Source organism: Sphingomonas sp. Leaf25, assembly GCF_001421635.1.
GTDB lineage: Bacteria > Pseudomonadota > Alphaproteobacteria > Sphingomonadales > Sphingomonadaceae > Sphingomonas.
Window position 1 is genome coordinate 192816 of sequence record NZ_LMKU01000012.1, and the last position, 14246, is coordinate 207061.

Below are 14246 nucleotides of genomic sequence, written 5' to 3' on the forward strand. Positions count from 1 at the left end.
CTCCCTTACCGCGTGCCCGCCGCCTGCGCCATCACCCGGTCGGCCTCCGCCTCGGTCACGATCGCCTTCAATGCCGCCAGCGCGCCCGCGACATCGCCGACGCTGGAGGGGATCGCGCGGCGCAGCGTCACGAACCCATGGATATTGCCGCGCGCCTCGCGGAAGGTGACGGCCACGCCCGCCTGCGCCAGTTTCGCGGCATAGGCCCGCCCCTGATCGCGGATCGGGTCGAGGCCGGCGGTCAGCACCAGCGCGCGCGGCAGGTCGTGGCAGTCGCCGAGCAGCGGCGACCCGCGCACCTGCGACGGGTCCGATCGATAGGCGTCGGCGAAATACTGCAATCCCTCGCGCGTCAGCAGATAGCCATCGGCGAACTGCTCGAACGACGGATAGACCTGCGAGAAGTCGGCCGCCGGATAGATCGGAAATTGTGCGATCACCGGTACGGCGGCGGGTGCGTCGCGTAAGGCCATCGCGGTGGTGATGGTCAGCTTGCCGCCCGCGCTGTCGCCCGCCAGCACCAGCGAGGCGACCTTCAGCCCCAGTTCGGGCGGCGCATCGGCCACCCACCTTGCCGCCGCCTCGGCATCGTCGGGCGCGGTCGGCCATGGATGTTCGGGGGCGAGGCGATAGTCGACCGACACCACCGGCAAGTCGAGCGCGCGCGCCATTTCGGCGCAGAAGCCGGCATGGGTCGCGACATCGCCGATCACGAAGCCACCACCGTGATAGAAGACGACCACCGGCCCGGCGACCCGGTCCTCGCGGGTGTCGAACACCCGCGCGCCGATCGTGCCGCCCGCCACCGGAATCACCACGTCGCGCGTCACCGCCAGATCGCCGACGCCCAGATCGGCGACATCCTTCATCGCCAGATACTGTGCCCGTGCCGCCGGGGCATCGAGTTCGTGCATCCGTGGCCCCGGCACACGCGCCAGATAGTCGAGGAACACCCGCACATCGGGCCGGACATACGGATCGGACAAACGGCGTCTCCTGTGGACCATGCGCGTTGCGGCACGGGGCTTGCCCCCTACCTATGCAGCGTGATCCCCGTCGTCCACCACCCCGACTATGTCGCCGAGGCCCCGCCCGGCAGCCGCTATCGCTGGGGCAAGAACGGCCTCGTCCGTGACCTGCTCATCGATCTGGGCGACCGGGTGGAATGGCACGAAGGCCCGCCCATGCCGCGCGCGTGGATCGAGGCGGTGCATGACGACGACTATGTCGCCGAGGTGATCGAGGCGCGGGTGCCCCCGGCCAAGGAACGGCGGATCGGTTTCGCCGTCACCCCGCCGATGGCGCTGCGTGCGCAGGCGGTGCCCGGCGGCACCTATGCCGCCGCGCGGGTGGCGATGGCGCGCGGCTATGCCGCCAACACCGCCGGGGGCAGCCACCATGCGCTGGCCGATACCGGGGCGGGCTATTGCGTGTTCAACGACCTCGCCATCGCCGCCTACCGGCTGGTCGAGGAGGGGACGTGCGCGCGGGTGCTGGTGGTCGATGTCGACGTGCATCAGGGCGATGGCACCGCCTCGCTGCTCGCCGGGCGGCATGGCCTCGCGACCTATTCGATCCATGCCGAAAAGAATTTTCCCGCGCGCAAGGCCCGCTCGACGCTCGACGTCGGCCTGCCCGACGGGATGGGCGACGACGAATATCTCGCGACGCTGGAGGCAACACTGGTGCCGCTGATCGATTCGTTCGCGCCGTCGCTGCTGCTGTATCAGGCAGGGGTCGATCCGTTCGCCGGCGACCGGCTCGGGCGGCTGGCGCTCACGCAAGGCGGCCTGATCGAGCGCGACCGCTGGATGGGGCGGCTGGCGCGCGCGAAGGGACTGCCGATCGCCAGTGCGCTGGGTGGCGGCTACGGCGACCTCCTCGAAGTAGCACATCGCCATATCGCCTCGATCGTCGCGGTGGCGGAGGGAACCGGGGTCGCTGCGCAGGCGTAACGTCGCTCGATGACCGATCCCGTCCTGCTCTGGCTCCGCCAGGACCTCCGCCTGCGTGACCACCCCGCGCTCGTTGCCGCCGCCCATGCCGGGGTGGTGATCCCGGTCTATGTCCTCGACGACGATGCACCGGGCGACTGGCGCATCGGCGGGGCGCAGCGCTGGTGGCTGCACCACAGCCTGACCGCGCTCGACAAGGCGCTGCGCGACAAGGGTTCGCGCCTGATCCTGCGGCGCGGCGACGCGGTGAAGGAATTGCGGGCGCTCCTGACCGAAACCGGCGCGGGTGAAATCCACGCGATGCGCCACTACGAACCATGGTGGGTAAAGGCACAGGACGCGCTCGGCGATTGCCTCACCCTCCACGACGGCAACCACCTGCGCCCGCCCGAAAGCGTCACCACCGGGTCGGGCGGAATGTTCAAGATCTATTCGTCATTCTGGAAGGCGCTCAACCGGATGCTGCCGCCCGACGATCCGGTCGCAGCGCCCCGCAGCATTCCCGCGCCGCCCAAATGGCCGAAGTCGGACACCCTCGCCGACTGGAACCTGCTGCCGACCAAGCCCGACTGGTCGACCGCATTCACCGCATGGACCCCCGGCGAGGACGGCGCACACGCCGCGCTCAAATCCTTTGCGAAGCGCCTCGGCGACTATGACACCGCCCGCAACCTGCCCTCGATCGACGGCAGCTCCAACCTGTCGCCGCACCTCCACCATGGCGAGATCACCCCACGCCAAATCTGGGCCGCGCTCGACGGGTCGGGTGACAGCCTGACGACCTTCCGCAAGGAACTGGCGTGGCGCGACTTCGCCAGCGGCGTCATCTTGTCGATGCCCGACTATGCCGACGCCAATGGCCGCGCCCGCTACGACAAGATGCCATGGCGCACCGGTGCCGCCGCGAAGCGCGACCTCAAGGCGTGGCAGGAAGGGCGCACCGGCTATCCGATCGTCGATGCCGGCATGCGGCAATTGTGGCAGGTCGGCTGGATGCACAACCGGGTGCGGATGATCGCCGCCTCGTTCCTCATCAAGCATCTGCTGATCGACTGGCGCGAGGGCGAGCGCTGGTATTGGGACTGTCTGGTCGATGCCGACTACGGCAACAATGCGGTCAACTGGCAATGGGTCGCGGGCACCGGGGTCGATTCGAACATGTTCGGGCGGATCATGGCCCCGCTGACCCAGTCCGAAAAATTCGATGCCGCCGGTTATATCCGTCGCTGGGTGCCCGAACTGAAGCATCTGTCCGATGCCGCGATCCACGATCCCGACGCCGCCGGATGCCGCCCGAAGGACTATCCCGAAAAGCGGATCGAGCATCGCGAGGCACGCGAACGCGCGCTGACAGCGGCCAAGGGCGTCTGATAGCCACTTGCCGCGTGCGCTGCGCCGTGCTGTCAGGCGCGCGATGTCCGTCGACCCGTTCTCCCTGCTTGCCCCGCTGTTCGCCCGCGCCCTCGACCGGATCGACCATGGCCTCGCCGTCGGCGCGATCGAGGCGACGCTGCCCGACGGGACCCGGCGTAGGCTTGGCGGGCGCGGCGACGGACCGGTGGCGATCGTCGTCCTCCACCGCTGGCGCGCGATGTGGCGGCTGGCGCGCGGCGGATCGGCCGGCTGGTACGAGGCTTGGGCCGACGGCGACTGGTCGAGCCCCGATCCGGTGCCGTTGTTCGACCTGTTCATGCGCAATGCCGGGACGCTCGGCACCGCCGCGCGCGCCGGCGGCGTGTCGCGACTGCTGCGCCGGCTGAACCACCGCGCGCGTCGCAACGACCGGCCGGGGGCAAGGGCGAACATCGCCGCGCATTACGACCTCGGCAACGACTTCTACCGCGAATGGCTCGACCGCACGCTGACCTATTCCAGCGCGATCTTCGCCGACGCCCACGAACCGCTCGAAGTCGCGCAGCACCGCAAGCTCACCGCGATCCTCGACCGCACGGCGACGCGGGCAGGGGATCGCATCCTCGAAATCGGCTGCGGCTGGGGATCGTTCGCCGCCGCCGCCTCGGCCGCCGGGCGGCGGGTCGAGGCTATCACGCTCTCGCAGCGCCAACTGGCGCAGGTCGAGGCACTGGCGCTGCCCGGCGTCACCGTCGCCCTCACCGATTACCGCGACGTCACCGGCACCTATGACGCGATCGCCAGCATCGAGATGGTCGAGGCGGTCGGCCATGAATATTGGCCCGCTTATCTCGACACGATCGCCGCCCGGCTAAAACCCGGCGGTCGCGCCGCGCTCCAGTATATCGCCATCGCCGAACCGCTGTTCGACGCCTATGCCGGCAATGTCGACTTCATCCAGGCGCACGTCTTTCCCGGCGGCATGCTGCTGTCCGAACCGCGCTTCCGCGCGCTGGCCGAGGCACGCGAGCTGGCGTGGCGCGACGTCCATCATTTCGGCCTCGACTATGCCGAAACGCTGCTGCGCTGGCGGCAGACGTTCGATACCGCCCGCGCGCAAGGCCGCCTGCCGATGATCGACGACCGGTTCGCCGACCTGTGGCGTTACTATCTGATGTATTGCGAGGGCGGGTTCCGGGGCGGCGGCATCACCGTGGCGCAGGTGACGCTGGTGAAGGGCGGCTGATCCAGGCCCGGTCGACATTCAACGAAATGGCTTCCCAATCTGCTCCCCTCCCTGGCAAGGGAGGGGTTGGGGGTGGGTTGGCCGGCTGTGGAGCGCGTACGTTTCCTCTCGGGCCGACCCACCCCCGGCCCTCCCTTGTCAGGGAGGGGAGCCGCTGGCCCTAACCGCACAGCGCCACACCCTTGGGAGTGCGCAGCGCCTCCGCCTCCGACGCGCTCTCGCTCAGCCGGTCGAGCGTCAGCCCGGCGAGCGACGCCCGCCGCGTACACAGTCGTTCGCACCCAGCCGGCAGCTTGCCCGGAAAACGCACCCGGTCGCCGTCGAACCCGGCGTCGAAACGGCAGCCCTGCCCGAAATCGACCGACAGCGTCTCGCCCATCCGCGTCGCGCTGCCGCGCGCGGTGCAGCCGATGCCGTCGCCATAGTCGATGAACCCGCCGATCCGCACCGTGTCGCCCCGCTCGATCAGGCACAGCCGGTCGCCCTCGCGCGCGAACAGTCCGGTCGCGGCACGGGTGGCGGGATCGCGCACGATGCCGCGCTCGATCGCCGCCGCCTCCAGCGCCGCGCCGCCCTGCGCCGGTGCGTTGCTACCCGGCCCCGAACAGGCGGCGAGCAGGAACAGCAGCGCCAACGCCCTCATGAAACCGGGACCAGCCGATCCCCCTCGATCCGGCGAAAGAAGCAACTGTCCGCGCCGGTATGGCACGCCGGCCCGGCGGGGATGCAGCGTAGCCACAGCGCGTCCTGATCGCAATCGATCCGTGCCTCGACCACGCGCAGCACGTTGCCCGACGTCTCGCCCTTCTTCCACAACCGCGCGCGGCTGCGCGACCAGAAGGTCGCCTCGCCGCTCTCGATCGTCAGCCGCAGCGCGTCGGCGTTCATATGCGCGACCATCAGCGGTTCGCCGCTGGCGGCATCGACGGCGATCGCCGTCAACAGCCCGTCGCCATCGAATTTGGGGTTCAGCACCAGTCCGGTGTCACGGTGTTCCATCGCCGCAACTCCTATCGCCGATCACGGTTCCGCCGCAATCGACGATCAAAGGGCGACAAATCGATTCCGCCTGCCTATATGGCGGTCGTGTGACACGCTTACCCCCGGAAGGGCCTATGTTCACCACCCATCCATTCGACGACGACAAGCTGCGCGAAGAGTGCGGCATCTTCGGTGTTTCCGGCGCGGACGGCGCGGCGGCACTGGTGGCGCTTGGCCTCCACGCGCTCCAGCACCGCGGCCAGGAAGCGGCCGGCATCTGTAGCTGGGACGGGGCGATGTTCCATACCCAGCGCGCACAGGGCCATGTCGCGGGCAATTTCGACCGGCCGGAAATCATCGAATCGCTGCCCGGGGCCACCGCCTGCGGCCATGTGCGCTATTCGACCACCGGCGAGACGTCGAACCGCAACATCCAGCCGTTGTACGCCGAACTGGCGTCGGGCGGCTTTGCGGTGGCGCACAACGGCAATCTTTCCAACGCGATGCGGCTGCGCAAGGATCTGGTCCGCACCGGATCGATCTTCCAGTCGACCAGCGATACCGAGGTCATCATCCACCTCGTCGCGACGTCGAACTATCGCACGCTGCTCGACCGGTTCATCGACGCGCTGAAACAGGTCGAGGGTGCCTATTCGCTGATCTGCATGACGCCCGAGGGGATGATCGCCTGCCGCGATCCGCTCGGCATCCGGCCGCTGGTGATGGGCCGTCTGGGCGACGGTGCCTATATCTTCGCGTCGGAAACCGTGGCGCTCGACGTGGTCGGCGCGGAATTCGTCCGTGAGGTCGATCCGGGCGAGCTGGTGATCGTCAAGAACGGCGAACTGCGCTCGATCCGCCCGTTTGCGCCGCTGTCCCCGCGTCCCTGCATCTTCGAATGGGTCTATTTCTCGCGGCCCGATTCGATCAGCGACGACCGGTCGATCTATTCGGTGCGCAAGGCGATCGGTGCCGAACTGGCGTCCGAAAATCCGGTCGATGCCGATCTGGTGATCCCGGTGCCCGATTCGGGCGTGCCCGCCGCGATCGGCTATGCCCAGGCATCGGGCATTCCATTCGAACTCGGCATCATCCGCTCGCACTATGTCGGGCGCACCTTCATCCAGCCGGGCGACAAGGTCCGCCATCTCGGCGTGAAGTTGAAGCACAACGCCAACCGCAAGCTGATCGAGGGCCGCAAGATCGTCCTGATCGACGATTCGATCGTGCGCGGCACCACGAGCCTCAAGATCGTGCAGATGATGCGCGATGCCGGCGCGGCCGAAGTCCATATGCGCATCGCCAGCCCGCCGACGCGGCATAGCTGCTTCTACGGCGTCGACACGCCCGAACGCGCCAAGCTGCTCGCCGCGAAGCTCGATCTTGGCGGGATGACCGATTATATCCAGGCCGACAGCCTCGCCTTCGTGTCGATCGACGGGCTGTACCGCGCACTTGGCGAAGCGGCGCGCACCGCCGTCCGCCCGCGCTATTGCGACGCCTGCTTCACCGGTGACTATCCGACGCCACTGACCGATCAGGATGAAACCAGCTCGGTCGATCAGCTCGCCATGCTGGCCGAACGGGTCGGATGAGCGAGCGGTTGAAGGGGCAGTTGGTCCTCGTCACCGGTGCCAGCCGTGGCATCGGTGCCGCGACCGCGATTGCGCTGGCCGGGGAGGGGGCGCATGTCGTCCTCGTCGCGCGCACGGCGGGCGGGCTGGAGGAGGTCGAGGACGCGATCTATGCCGCCGGCGGATCGGCGACGATCGCCCCGGTCGACCTCTATGACCTGACCGCGATCCCCCGCCTCGTCTCGGCGATCGCCGAGCGGTGGCGGGCGCTCGACGCGCTGGTGCTGAACGCCGGCGCGCTTGGCACGCTGGGGCCGGTGCCGTCGTTCGACCTGAAAGAGTTCGACAAGGTGATGGCGCTCAACGTCACTGCCAACGCCGCGCTGATCGCCGCCTTCTCGCCGATGCTGCGCCTTGCGCGTGCCGGGCGAGTGGTTGGTGTCACCTCCTCGGTCGGTGCGGCCCCGCGTGCCTATTGGGGCATGTACGGCGCGTCGAAGGCGGCGTTCGACAATCTCGTTGCCAGCTATGGCCTCGAAATGGCGAACATCTCGCCGGTCCGCACCGCGATCGTCGATCCGGGTGCCACCCGCACGAAGATGCGCGAGCGCGCCTATCCGGGCGAGGACCCGCAGAGCGTGAAACCGCCCGAACGGGTGGCCGATGCGATCGTCGCACTGCTGGCCGACGGGTTCGAGACGGGCACCCGCATCCGGGTGGATTGAGCACGCGGCTGCTGTCCTACACCGCCGTCGAACGATAGATCGGGCAGGGGAGGCGATACCGCTTCTCCTGCTCTTTCTCTGTCGTCGACATATCGCCCGGTCCGCCTGTCGCGCGGTGTCGTGGTTAGTGTAAACTTTGTAAACTTTGGGGGGAATTACGGCTCGATCGTCGGCGTCCACGGGCGTTCGCGAAACCATTTGGTGATGATGTATTTCGTGCCCTCGACCACCGCCATGCCCTCGTGCAGCGTGGCGAGGTTGGGGCTGCCGTCGGGGTTCATGTTGTCCCACGCCACCAGCATGCCGGGACGCGGATTGAACCGTACCCCGGCCTGCGGAAACCAAGTTGCGCCGCCCTGTTCGACTTCGTTCAGATAGACCATCGCCGTCCACGTCCGCTGCCCGCCCTGCACCGCCATCGACGCCCAATAGGGTTCGTTCTCGTTGAAATAATCATTGTGCGCGCGGAACTGCTGCCCCGGCGCATAGCGCTGCCCCTGCATCGTCTCGCCATGTTCGGGCGGCAGGCCCAGCAGATGCGCGATCTTCTCGTCGATCGGCTGCAGCAGCGGGTGCCAGCGGTCGAGATCGCAACTGTCGCTGGTGCGGAAATTGGGGTCGTTGGTGCTGGTCAGCAGCGTCGACTTGCGCCGCCCGTTGTCGATCGTCGCGATCAGCAGCGCGCATTCCTCGTCCGACAAGAAGCCCGGCAGCGCGAAGAGGACGGCGGCATCGGTCTTGGCGCGGCGAATGCCGGGCACGGTCGACAGGTTTTCCTCGACCTCCCGGCCGAAATCGGCCCGGACGGGGGAGGGGGTGCCGGGCGGCTTGCGAAGGGCGGTGGTCATGGGGAGCGTTCAATCAAATCGGGAGCATGGTGTCGAGAGCGCGGTCGAAATCCACCGCAACCACCCGTCATTCCGGCGAAAGCCGGAATCCATGGATGCGGACGGTATCGCTGGAGTCGTGAACACCCCGGCACAATGGATTCCGGCCTTCGCCGGAATGACGAAGAAGCATCAATGCCCCACCGGCGTTTCCATCAACTCCACAAGCACCCCGCCCATGTCGCGCGGATGAACGAACACGATCAACGTCCCATGCGCCCCGATCCTAGGGTGCCCCAGCACCCGCGCACCCTTTGCGGTCAGCTCGGCGATCGCGGCATGGATGTCCGCCACCTCGAAGCAGAGGTGATGTTGCCCGCCGCCTGGGTTCTTCGCAAGAAACCCCGCGATCGGCGAGGCGTCGTCATACGGCTCGATCAGCTCGATCTGGGTATTAGGCGCATCGATGAAACACACCTTCACCCCCTGCGCCGGCAGATCGAACGGCTCCCCGATCGCCTCCGCACCAAGCAGGCTGCGATAGGTTTCGATCGACGCCGCGATCGACGGCGTGGCGATCCCGATGTGGTTGAGGCGGCCGAGGGTCATGGTGGTATCTCCTAACATCCGCCAAGCGTGTCGCGCTCGCCGCCTTCGGGAACATAGCGCTCGCCGCGCCGGACATAGCGGGCGTCGAAATTGCGCGCGCCGGTGAAGCGGACGACGAACGACCGGTTGGGCACCACGTCGACGATCTTGCCGACCGTCGTCTTGGCCTGTTCGCTCGGCACCGCGCCGTCGTCGCTCGCCATCACCTGGATCGTGGCGAGTTCGGCGGGGCCGGCCGGGCGCAGTTCGGTCAACGTCGCGAACGAACAGCTATAGCCCTGCCACGTACCGCCGCCCTCGGTATAGACGACCGGCAGGTCGCCGATCGTGCGCGATACGCTCCATTCGGAAATGCTGCCGCTGCTGCCCGATCGTACCGCGAACGGCAGCGCGCGGATGACGTGGATGCCGCCTGTGTCCTGTCGTAGATAATGGATCGCGACGGCGCCTCCCTCGACATGCGCCGCGTCGGGGATCGTGCCAGGGTTGACCAGCACCTGGCCGAACGGCGTGTCGACCAGTTGCCCGTCGGCATAGACCATCCGCGACCCCTCGGGCGTGCGGGCCTCCATGCCATCGGGAAACGCCGCACGCTGCGCCGCCGCCAGCGTCAGGCCACTCGGCGAGGGCTTGGGCGTCGGCGATGCGGCGGGGGCGGGGACGGCAGGCCGATGGTCGACGAACAGCCGCACCGCCGCGAACCCGGCCACCGCCAGCACGACCACGATCAGCGCGAGGCGTAGCAACCGGCTCACAGCGGAATGTTGTCGTGCTTCTTCCACGGGTTCTCAAGCTTCTTGTTCCTGAGCTTCCGCAGTCCCAGCGCCACCCGCCGCCGGGTGGAATGCGGCAGGATCACCTCGTCGATGAACCCCTTGCTCGCCGCCACGAACGGGTTGGCGAAGCGGGTCTCATATTCCGCCGTCCGCGCCGCGACCTCGGCCGGGTCCTTCGACCGGAAGATGATCTCCACCGCGCCCTTCGCCCCCATCACCGCGATCTCGGCGGTCGGCCACGCATAGTTCAGGTCGCCGCGCAGATGCTTTGACGCCATCACGTCATACGCCCCGCCGTAAGCCTTGCGGGTGATGACGGTGATCTTCGGGACCGTCGCCTCGGCATAGGCGAATAACAGTTTCGCGCCGTGCTTGATGATCCCCGAATGCTCCTGCCCCACGCCGGGCAGGAACCCCGGCACGTCGACGAAGGTCACGATCGGGATGTCGAACGCATCGCAAAAGCGCACGAACCGCGCCGCCTTCTTCGACGAATTGATGTCGAGGCACCCGGCCAGCACCATCGGCTGGTTGGCGACGATGCCGACGGTCCGCCCCTCGATCCGGCCGAAGCCGATCAGGATGTTGCCGGCATGGCCCGGTTGCAGTTCGAAGAAGCTGCCGTCGTCGACCGTCCGTACGATCAGTTCGTGCATGTCATAGGGCTGGTTGGCGCTCGGCGGAATCAGCGTGTCGAGACTCGGCTCGATCCGGTCCCACGGATCGTCGGAGGGTCGTACAGGCACGCCGGTCCGGTTGGAGGCGGGCAGGAAGTCGATGAAGTCGCGCGCGGCCAGCAGCGCCTCGACGTCATTCTCGAACGCGCAATCGGCGACCGAGGACTTGGTGGTGTGGGTGATCGCCCCGCCCAGTTCCTCCTGCGTGACGATCTCGTTCGTTACCGTGCGGACCACGTCGGGGCCGGTGACGAACATGTAGCTCGAATCCTTCACCATGAAGATGAAGTCGGTCATCGCCGGCGAATACACCGCACCGCCCGCGCATGGCCCCATGATGAGCGACAACTGCGGCACCACACCCGACGCCAGCACGTTGCGCTGGAACACCTCGGCATAGCCGCCGAGCGATGCGACGCCCTCCTGAATCCGCGCGCCGCCCGAATCGTTGAGGCCGATCACCGGCGCGCCAATTTTGAGCGCCATATCCATGATCTTGCAGATCTTCTGCGCATGCCGTTCGGACAGCGATCCGCCGAACACCGTGAAATCCTGGCTGAAGACATACACCAGCCGGCCGTTGACCGTGCCCGATCCGGTGACGACGCCATCGCCGGGGATCACCTGATCCGGCATGCCGAAGTCGACGCAGTTGTGCTCGACATACATGTCGAGTTCCTCGAACGACTCCGGGTCGAGCAGCACCTCCAGCCGTTCGCGGGCGGTCAGTTTGCCCTTGGCATGTTGCGCCGCGACTCGCTTCTCGCCGCCGCCCGCGCGCGCGCCTGCACGCCGTTTCTCCAGCGCTTCGAGTGCTTCGAGCATCGTCTCTCCTTGGCCGCTTGCTGCGGGTCTTGTCCCCCTCTTGCCAGCAAGCACGCCCCGAGCGCAACATTCTTGCGTCAACCGAAGCGATAGCCCGAGACGACCCAGCCCATCACCGTATCGCGATAATCGCACACCGCCGGCCCGTCGCCGCCTGCGCCCAGTGCGATCATCAACGGCAGAAGATGCTCGGCCTCCGGGTGGGCGAAGCGGGCGTGGGGCAGCGTTTCCCAATCGATCACCCGCTGCGCCCGCGCCGCAGGATCGGGATCGGTGACGGCGGCGGTGAGTGCTGTGTCCCATTCGGTGGCGACCGGCGTCACCTGCGGTCCGCGTGCGCGCAGGTTGTGGAAGCTCATCCCCGACCCGACGATCAGCACGCCTTCGTCGCGCAGCGGCGCCAGCGCCCGGCCGAGCGCGACATGCGCTGCGGGATCGAGGCTGTCGATCAGCGAGACTTGCACGAGCGGAATGTCCGCCCCGGGCACCGCGACCATCATCGGCACGAACACGCCATGGTCCCAACCGCGCGCCGCCTCGTCGGCGGTGGCAAAGCCGGCCGCCGCGAGCAACGCCGCCGTCCGCCGTGCGACCGCGGGCAATCCCGGCGCGTCCCACCGCAGGCGATAGGTATGTTCGGGAAAGCCGTAATAGTCGAACAACAGGCCCGGCCGTTCGCCGACATGGACGGTCGGCACCGGCGCTTCCCAATGGCCCGACACCATCAGGATCGCCCGTGGTCGTTCCGGCAACGAGGCGAGGAGGCCTGCCAGATACGCTTCCATCGGTCGCCACATCGGATCGGGGGCCGCACCGGGGTTGAGGAAAAAGCACGGGCCGCCGCCGTGCGGGAGGAAAAGGGTAGGGAGCGTCATGCCCCGAACGTCGTCCCATCGCCGCCCTACAACAAGATGCTCGCAAGGAAACGACCCGTTTCGCTTGGCGTCGCGCCGCCGACCGCCCTACAAGGCGTCGGCATGAGCCGCCTGACCGTCAACAACAATCCGGTCGAATACCGGATCGATCCCGACACGCCGTTGCTGTGGGCGCTGCGCGACGTGTCGAACCTGACCGGCACCAAATATGGCTGCGGCACCGGGCATTGCGGGGCATGCGTGGTCGATGTCGATGGGCGCGCGGTCAAATCGTGCCAGGTATCGATCGGCAGCCTCGAAGGCACGTTCGTCACCACGATCGAGGGGCTGTCGCGCGATCGCAGCCATCCGGTGCAGGCGGCGTTTCTCGCGGCGCAGGTCGTGCAATGCGGCTATTGCGTGCCGGGGTTCGTGATGGCTGCCGCCGCGCTGCTGCGCCAGAACCGCGATCCCGGAGAAGCGGAGATCGCGCAGGCGCTCGATCATCTGTGCCGCTGCGGCATCTATCCCCGGCTGATCGATGCGGTGCGCCGGGCGGCGGCGGCGCAGCGCGGCGACACCGTGCTCGAACCACCCCCGCGCCCCGGCATCGATCGCGCCGAGGCGGCACGCGAGGTGCCGGCGCTCACCCCGCCGGAGTGACCGGTTCCATACGAACGAATCCTTTCAATCGCCTGTCATCGCCATTCAGCAACGGTTGATCGCTTGTGGGGCATAACGGCGGCATCGAAGCCGGCGATGTCTCCGGCGGTGGAGGAAGCATCATGAAGTCCCGTTTCCTGCTGGCACTGCTGGGTGCGACAACGCTAATCCCGGCAACCGCGATGGCGCAGGATGCGCCCGACCGTCCCGGCCCGCGCGGCCGCGAGCGGATCGAACGGCAAGGTGGCGGCGAAGCGCCGGGCGCGCGTGCCGAGTTCAACACCGCGGTACGGGTCGAGGCTCCCGAAGCCCGTGTCGAGCGTCCGCAGAGCGACGCCGGCCCACGTTGGCAGGGGCGGCCCGACCGGGGCGATCGCGGCGACGGCGGCAATGCGCGGCCCGACCGTCCGGATCGTGGCGAGCGTGGCGACGGCAACCGCTGGCAGGGCCGACCCGATCGTGGCGACCGTCCCGACGCCGGTGCCGGTGCCGGTGCCGGCTGGCAGCCGCGCCCGGATCGTCCCGCCCGCCCCGAAGGCGTCGATCGGCGCGAGTTCCCGCGCGATGGACAGGGTCAGGTCGATCGCGACGCGCTGCGCCGGCAATGGCAGGACGGCCGTCGCGGCGAATGGCAGCGCGATCAGCAGCGTGGCCAGCAACAGCGCGACCAATGGCAACGCGATCAACAGCGTGACCAGTGGCAGCGCGACCAGGACCAGCAACGCGGCGACTGGCAGCGTAACCGCGACCGTCGTGACGGTGGCTGGAGCCGCAGCGACGGCGACTGGCGCGACAACGGCCGCTATCAGAACGACCGGAACGATCGCAGCCAGTGGAACCGTGGGTGGCGCGCTGATCGCCGCTACGACTGGAACCGCTATCGCGACTCCAATCGCGGGCTGTACCGCCTGCCGCGCTATTATGCACCGCAAGGCTATGGCTATGGCTATCGTCGCTTCGGCATCGGTGTGACGCTCAATTCGTTCCTGTTCGGATCGAACTACTGGATCAACGACCCCTATTATTATCGCCTGCCCGAAGCGTACGGGGCCTATCGCTGGGTGCGCTATTACAACGACGCGCTGCTGGTCGACGTCCGTACCGGCCGGGTGGTCGACGTGGAATACGACATCTTCTGGTGATCCTGCCGTGCCGCGATGGTCGTAACCGACCGTCGCGGC

Annotated in this window: 15 protein-coding genes; 7 read left to right on the plus strand and 8 right to left on the minus strand. The window is 67.7% G+C overall.

The annotated features are described in order from the left end of the window. Window positions 1-5: 5 nt before the first annotated feature. Window positions 6-1007 (minus strand): alpha/beta hydrolase, encoded by a 1002-nt coding sequence (locus ASE78_RS05535; protein ID WP_056494316.1) that lies wholly within the window; start codon window positions 1005-1007, stop codon window positions 6-8. A gap of 39 nt (window positions 1008-1046) precedes the next feature. Here ASE78_RS05535 and ASE78_RS05540 point away from each other — a divergent pair, with 39 nt between their 5' ends. From ASE78_RS05540 to ASE78_RS05550, 3 genes are read left to right on the plus strand one after another with little or no spacing between them, the layout of a single operon-like run. After that, window positions 1047-1955 carry a histone deacetylase gene (locus ASE78_RS05540; protein ID WP_056494318.1) on the plus strand — a complete coding sequence of 303 codons (909 nt, stop codon included), beginning with the start codon at window positions 1047-1049 and terminating at the stop codon, window positions 1953-1955. Window positions 1956-1964: 9 nt separating this feature from the next. Continuing rightward, the gene (locus ASE78_RS05545) at window positions 1965-3326 is read left to right on the plus strand and encodes a cryptochrome/photolyase family protein (protein ID WP_056494322.1); all 1362 of its coding nucleotides are present in this window, start codon (window positions 1965-1967) and stop codon (window positions 3324-3326) included. Between the two features lie 43 nt (window positions 3327-3369). Further along, window positions 3370-4554, plus strand: a complete 1185-nt coding sequence (locus ASE78_RS05550) for an SAM-dependent methyltransferase (protein WP_056494325.1) — start codon at window positions 3370-3372, stop codon at window positions 4552-4554. Window positions 4555-4714: 160 nt separating this feature from the next. Here the strand turns inward: ASE78_RS05550 and ASE78_RS05555 are convergent, their stop codons facing one another. After that, window positions 4715-5197, minus strand: coding sequence for a hypothetical protein (locus ASE78_RS05555; protein ID WP_056494328.1), 483 nt, complete (start codon window positions 5195-5197; stop codon window positions 4715-4717). Continuing rightward, window positions 5194-5553 carry a phosphoribosyl-AMP cyclohydrolase gene (hisI, locus tag ASE78_RS05560; protein ID WP_056494331.1) on the minus strand — a complete coding sequence of 120 codons (360 nt, stop codon included), beginning with the start codon at window positions 5551-5553 and terminating at the stop codon, window positions 5194-5196. The genes ASE78_RS05555 and hisI overlap by 4 nt, the downstream gene beginning before the upstream one ends. A gap of 116 nt (window positions 5554-5669) precedes the next feature. Between hisI and purF the strand changes: the two genes are divergently transcribed. Together purF and ASE78_RS05570 are read left to right on the plus strand one after the other, a co-directional pair. Further along, window positions 5670-7130 carry an amidophosphoribosyltransferase gene (gene purF, locus ASE78_RS05565; protein WP_055755863.1) on the plus strand — a complete coding sequence of 487 codons (1461 nt, stop codon included), beginning with the start codon at window positions 5670-5672 and terminating at the stop codon, window positions 7128-7130. Continuing rightward, a complete protein-coding gene (locus ASE78_RS05570) occupies window positions 7127-7834 on the plus strand; it encodes an SDR family NAD(P)-dependent oxidoreductase (protein WP_056494334.1) in 708 nt (235 codons plus the stop codon). The genes purF and ASE78_RS05570 overlap by 4 nt, the downstream gene beginning before the upstream one ends. 155 nt (window positions 7835-7989) lie before the next feature. Here the strand turns inward: ASE78_RS05570 and ASE78_RS05575 are convergent, their stop codons facing one another. The 5 genes from ASE78_RS05575 to ASE78_RS05595 form a co-directional block, all read right to left on the minus strand. Beyond that, entirely contained in the window at window positions 7990-8682 is a 693-nt protein-coding gene (locus ASE78_RS05575) for a prolyl hydroxylase family protein (protein ID WP_056494337.1), read from the minus strand. Window positions 8683-8853: 171 nt separating this feature from the next. Beyond that, a complete protein-coding gene (gene mce / locus ASE78_RS05580; protein WP_056494340.1) occupies window positions 8854-9270 on the minus strand; it encodes a methylmalonyl-CoA epimerase in 417 nt (138 codons plus the stop codon). Between the two features lie 11 nt (window positions 9271-9281). Next, entirely contained in the window at window positions 9282-10025 is a 744-nt protein-coding gene (locus ASE78_RS05585; RefSeq protein WP_056494342.1) for a hypothetical protein, read from the minus strand. Further along, window positions 10022-11548, minus strand: coding sequence for an acyl-CoA carboxylase subunit beta (locus ASE78_RS05590; protein WP_056494345.1), 1527 nt, complete (start codon window positions 11546-11548; stop codon window positions 10022-10024). Before ASE78_RS05590 ends, ASE78_RS05585 begins: the two co-directional genes overlap by 4 nt. A gap of 77 nt (window positions 11549-11625) precedes the next feature. Next, window positions 11626-12423: a DODA-type extradiol aromatic ring-opening family dioxygenase gene (locus ASE78_RS05595; protein WP_056494349.1), complete on the minus strand. Its 798-nt coding sequence runs from the start codon at window positions 12421-12423 to the stop codon at window positions 11626-11628. 102 nt (window positions 12424-12525) lie between these two features. On the opposite strand from ASE78_RS05595, the gene ASE78_RS05600 reads away from it, so the two are divergent. Then, window positions 12526-13065, plus strand: a complete 540-nt coding sequence (locus ASE78_RS05600) for a (2Fe-2S)-binding protein (protein WP_056494352.1) — start codon at window positions 12526-12528, stop codon at window positions 13063-13065. A gap of 122 nt (window positions 13066-13187) precedes the next feature. Further along, window positions 13188-14207 carry an RcnB family protein gene (locus ASE78_RS05605; RefSeq protein WP_082467062.1) on the plus strand — a complete coding sequence of 340 codons (1020 nt, stop codon included), beginning with the start codon at window positions 13188-13190 and terminating at the stop codon, window positions 14205-14207. Window positions 14208-14246: the final 39 nt, after the last annotated feature.

Bases quoted from the DNA above. Each gene is read 5' to 3' on its own strand.
- ASE78_RS05595 (WP_056494349.1), bottom strand. From the start codon at position 12,423: ATGACGCTCCCTACCCTTTTCCTCCCGCACGGCGGCGGCCCGTGCTTT.
- ASE78_RS05605 (WP_082467062.1), top strand. From the start codon at position 13,188: ATGAAGTCCCGTTTCCTGCTGGCACTGCTGGGTGCGACAACGCTAATC.
- ASE78_RS05550 (WP_056494325.1), top strand. From the start codon at position 3,370: ATGTCCGTCGACCCGTTCTCCCTGCTTGCCCCGCTGTTCGCCCGCGCC.
- ASE78_RS05535 (WP_056494316.1), bottom strand. From the start codon at position 1,007: ATGGTCCACAGGAGACGCCGTTTGTCCGATCCGTATGTCCGGCCCGAT.
- mce (WP_056494340.1), bottom strand. From the start codon at position 9,270: ATGACCCTCGGCCGCCTCAACCACATCGGGATCGCCACGCCGTCGATC.
- ASE78_RS05555 (WP_056494328.1), bottom strand. From the start codon at position 5,197: ATGAGGGCGTTGGCGCTGCTGTTCCTGCTCGCCGCCTGTTCGGGGCCG.
- ASE78_RS05545 (WP_056494322.1), top strand. From the start codon at position 1,965: ATGACCGATCCCGTCCTGCTCTGGCTCCGCCAGGACCTCCGCCTGCGT.
- ASE78_RS05575 (WP_056494337.1), bottom strand. From the start codon at position 8,682: ATGACCACCGCCCTTCGCAAGCCGCCCGGCACCCCCTCCCCCGTCCGG.
- ASE78_RS05570 (WP_056494334.1), top strand. From the start codon at position 7,127: ATGAGCGAGCGGTTGAAGGGGCAGTTGGTCCTCGTCACCGGTGCCAGC.
- hisI (WP_056494331.1), bottom strand. From the start codon at position 5,553: ATGGAACACCGTGACACCGGACTGGTGCTGAACCCCAAATTCGATGGC.
- ASE78_RS05590 (WP_056494345.1), bottom strand. From the start codon at position 11,548: ATGCTCGAAGCACTCGAAGCGCTGGAGAAACGGCGTGCAGGCGCGCGC.
- purF (WP_055755863.1), top strand. From the start codon at position 5,670: ATGTTCACCACCCATCCATTCGACGACGACAAGCTGCGCGAAGAGTGC.
- ASE78_RS05600 (WP_056494352.1), top strand. From the start codon at position 12,526: ATGAGCCGCCTGACCGTCAACAACAATCCGGTCGAATACCGGATCGAT.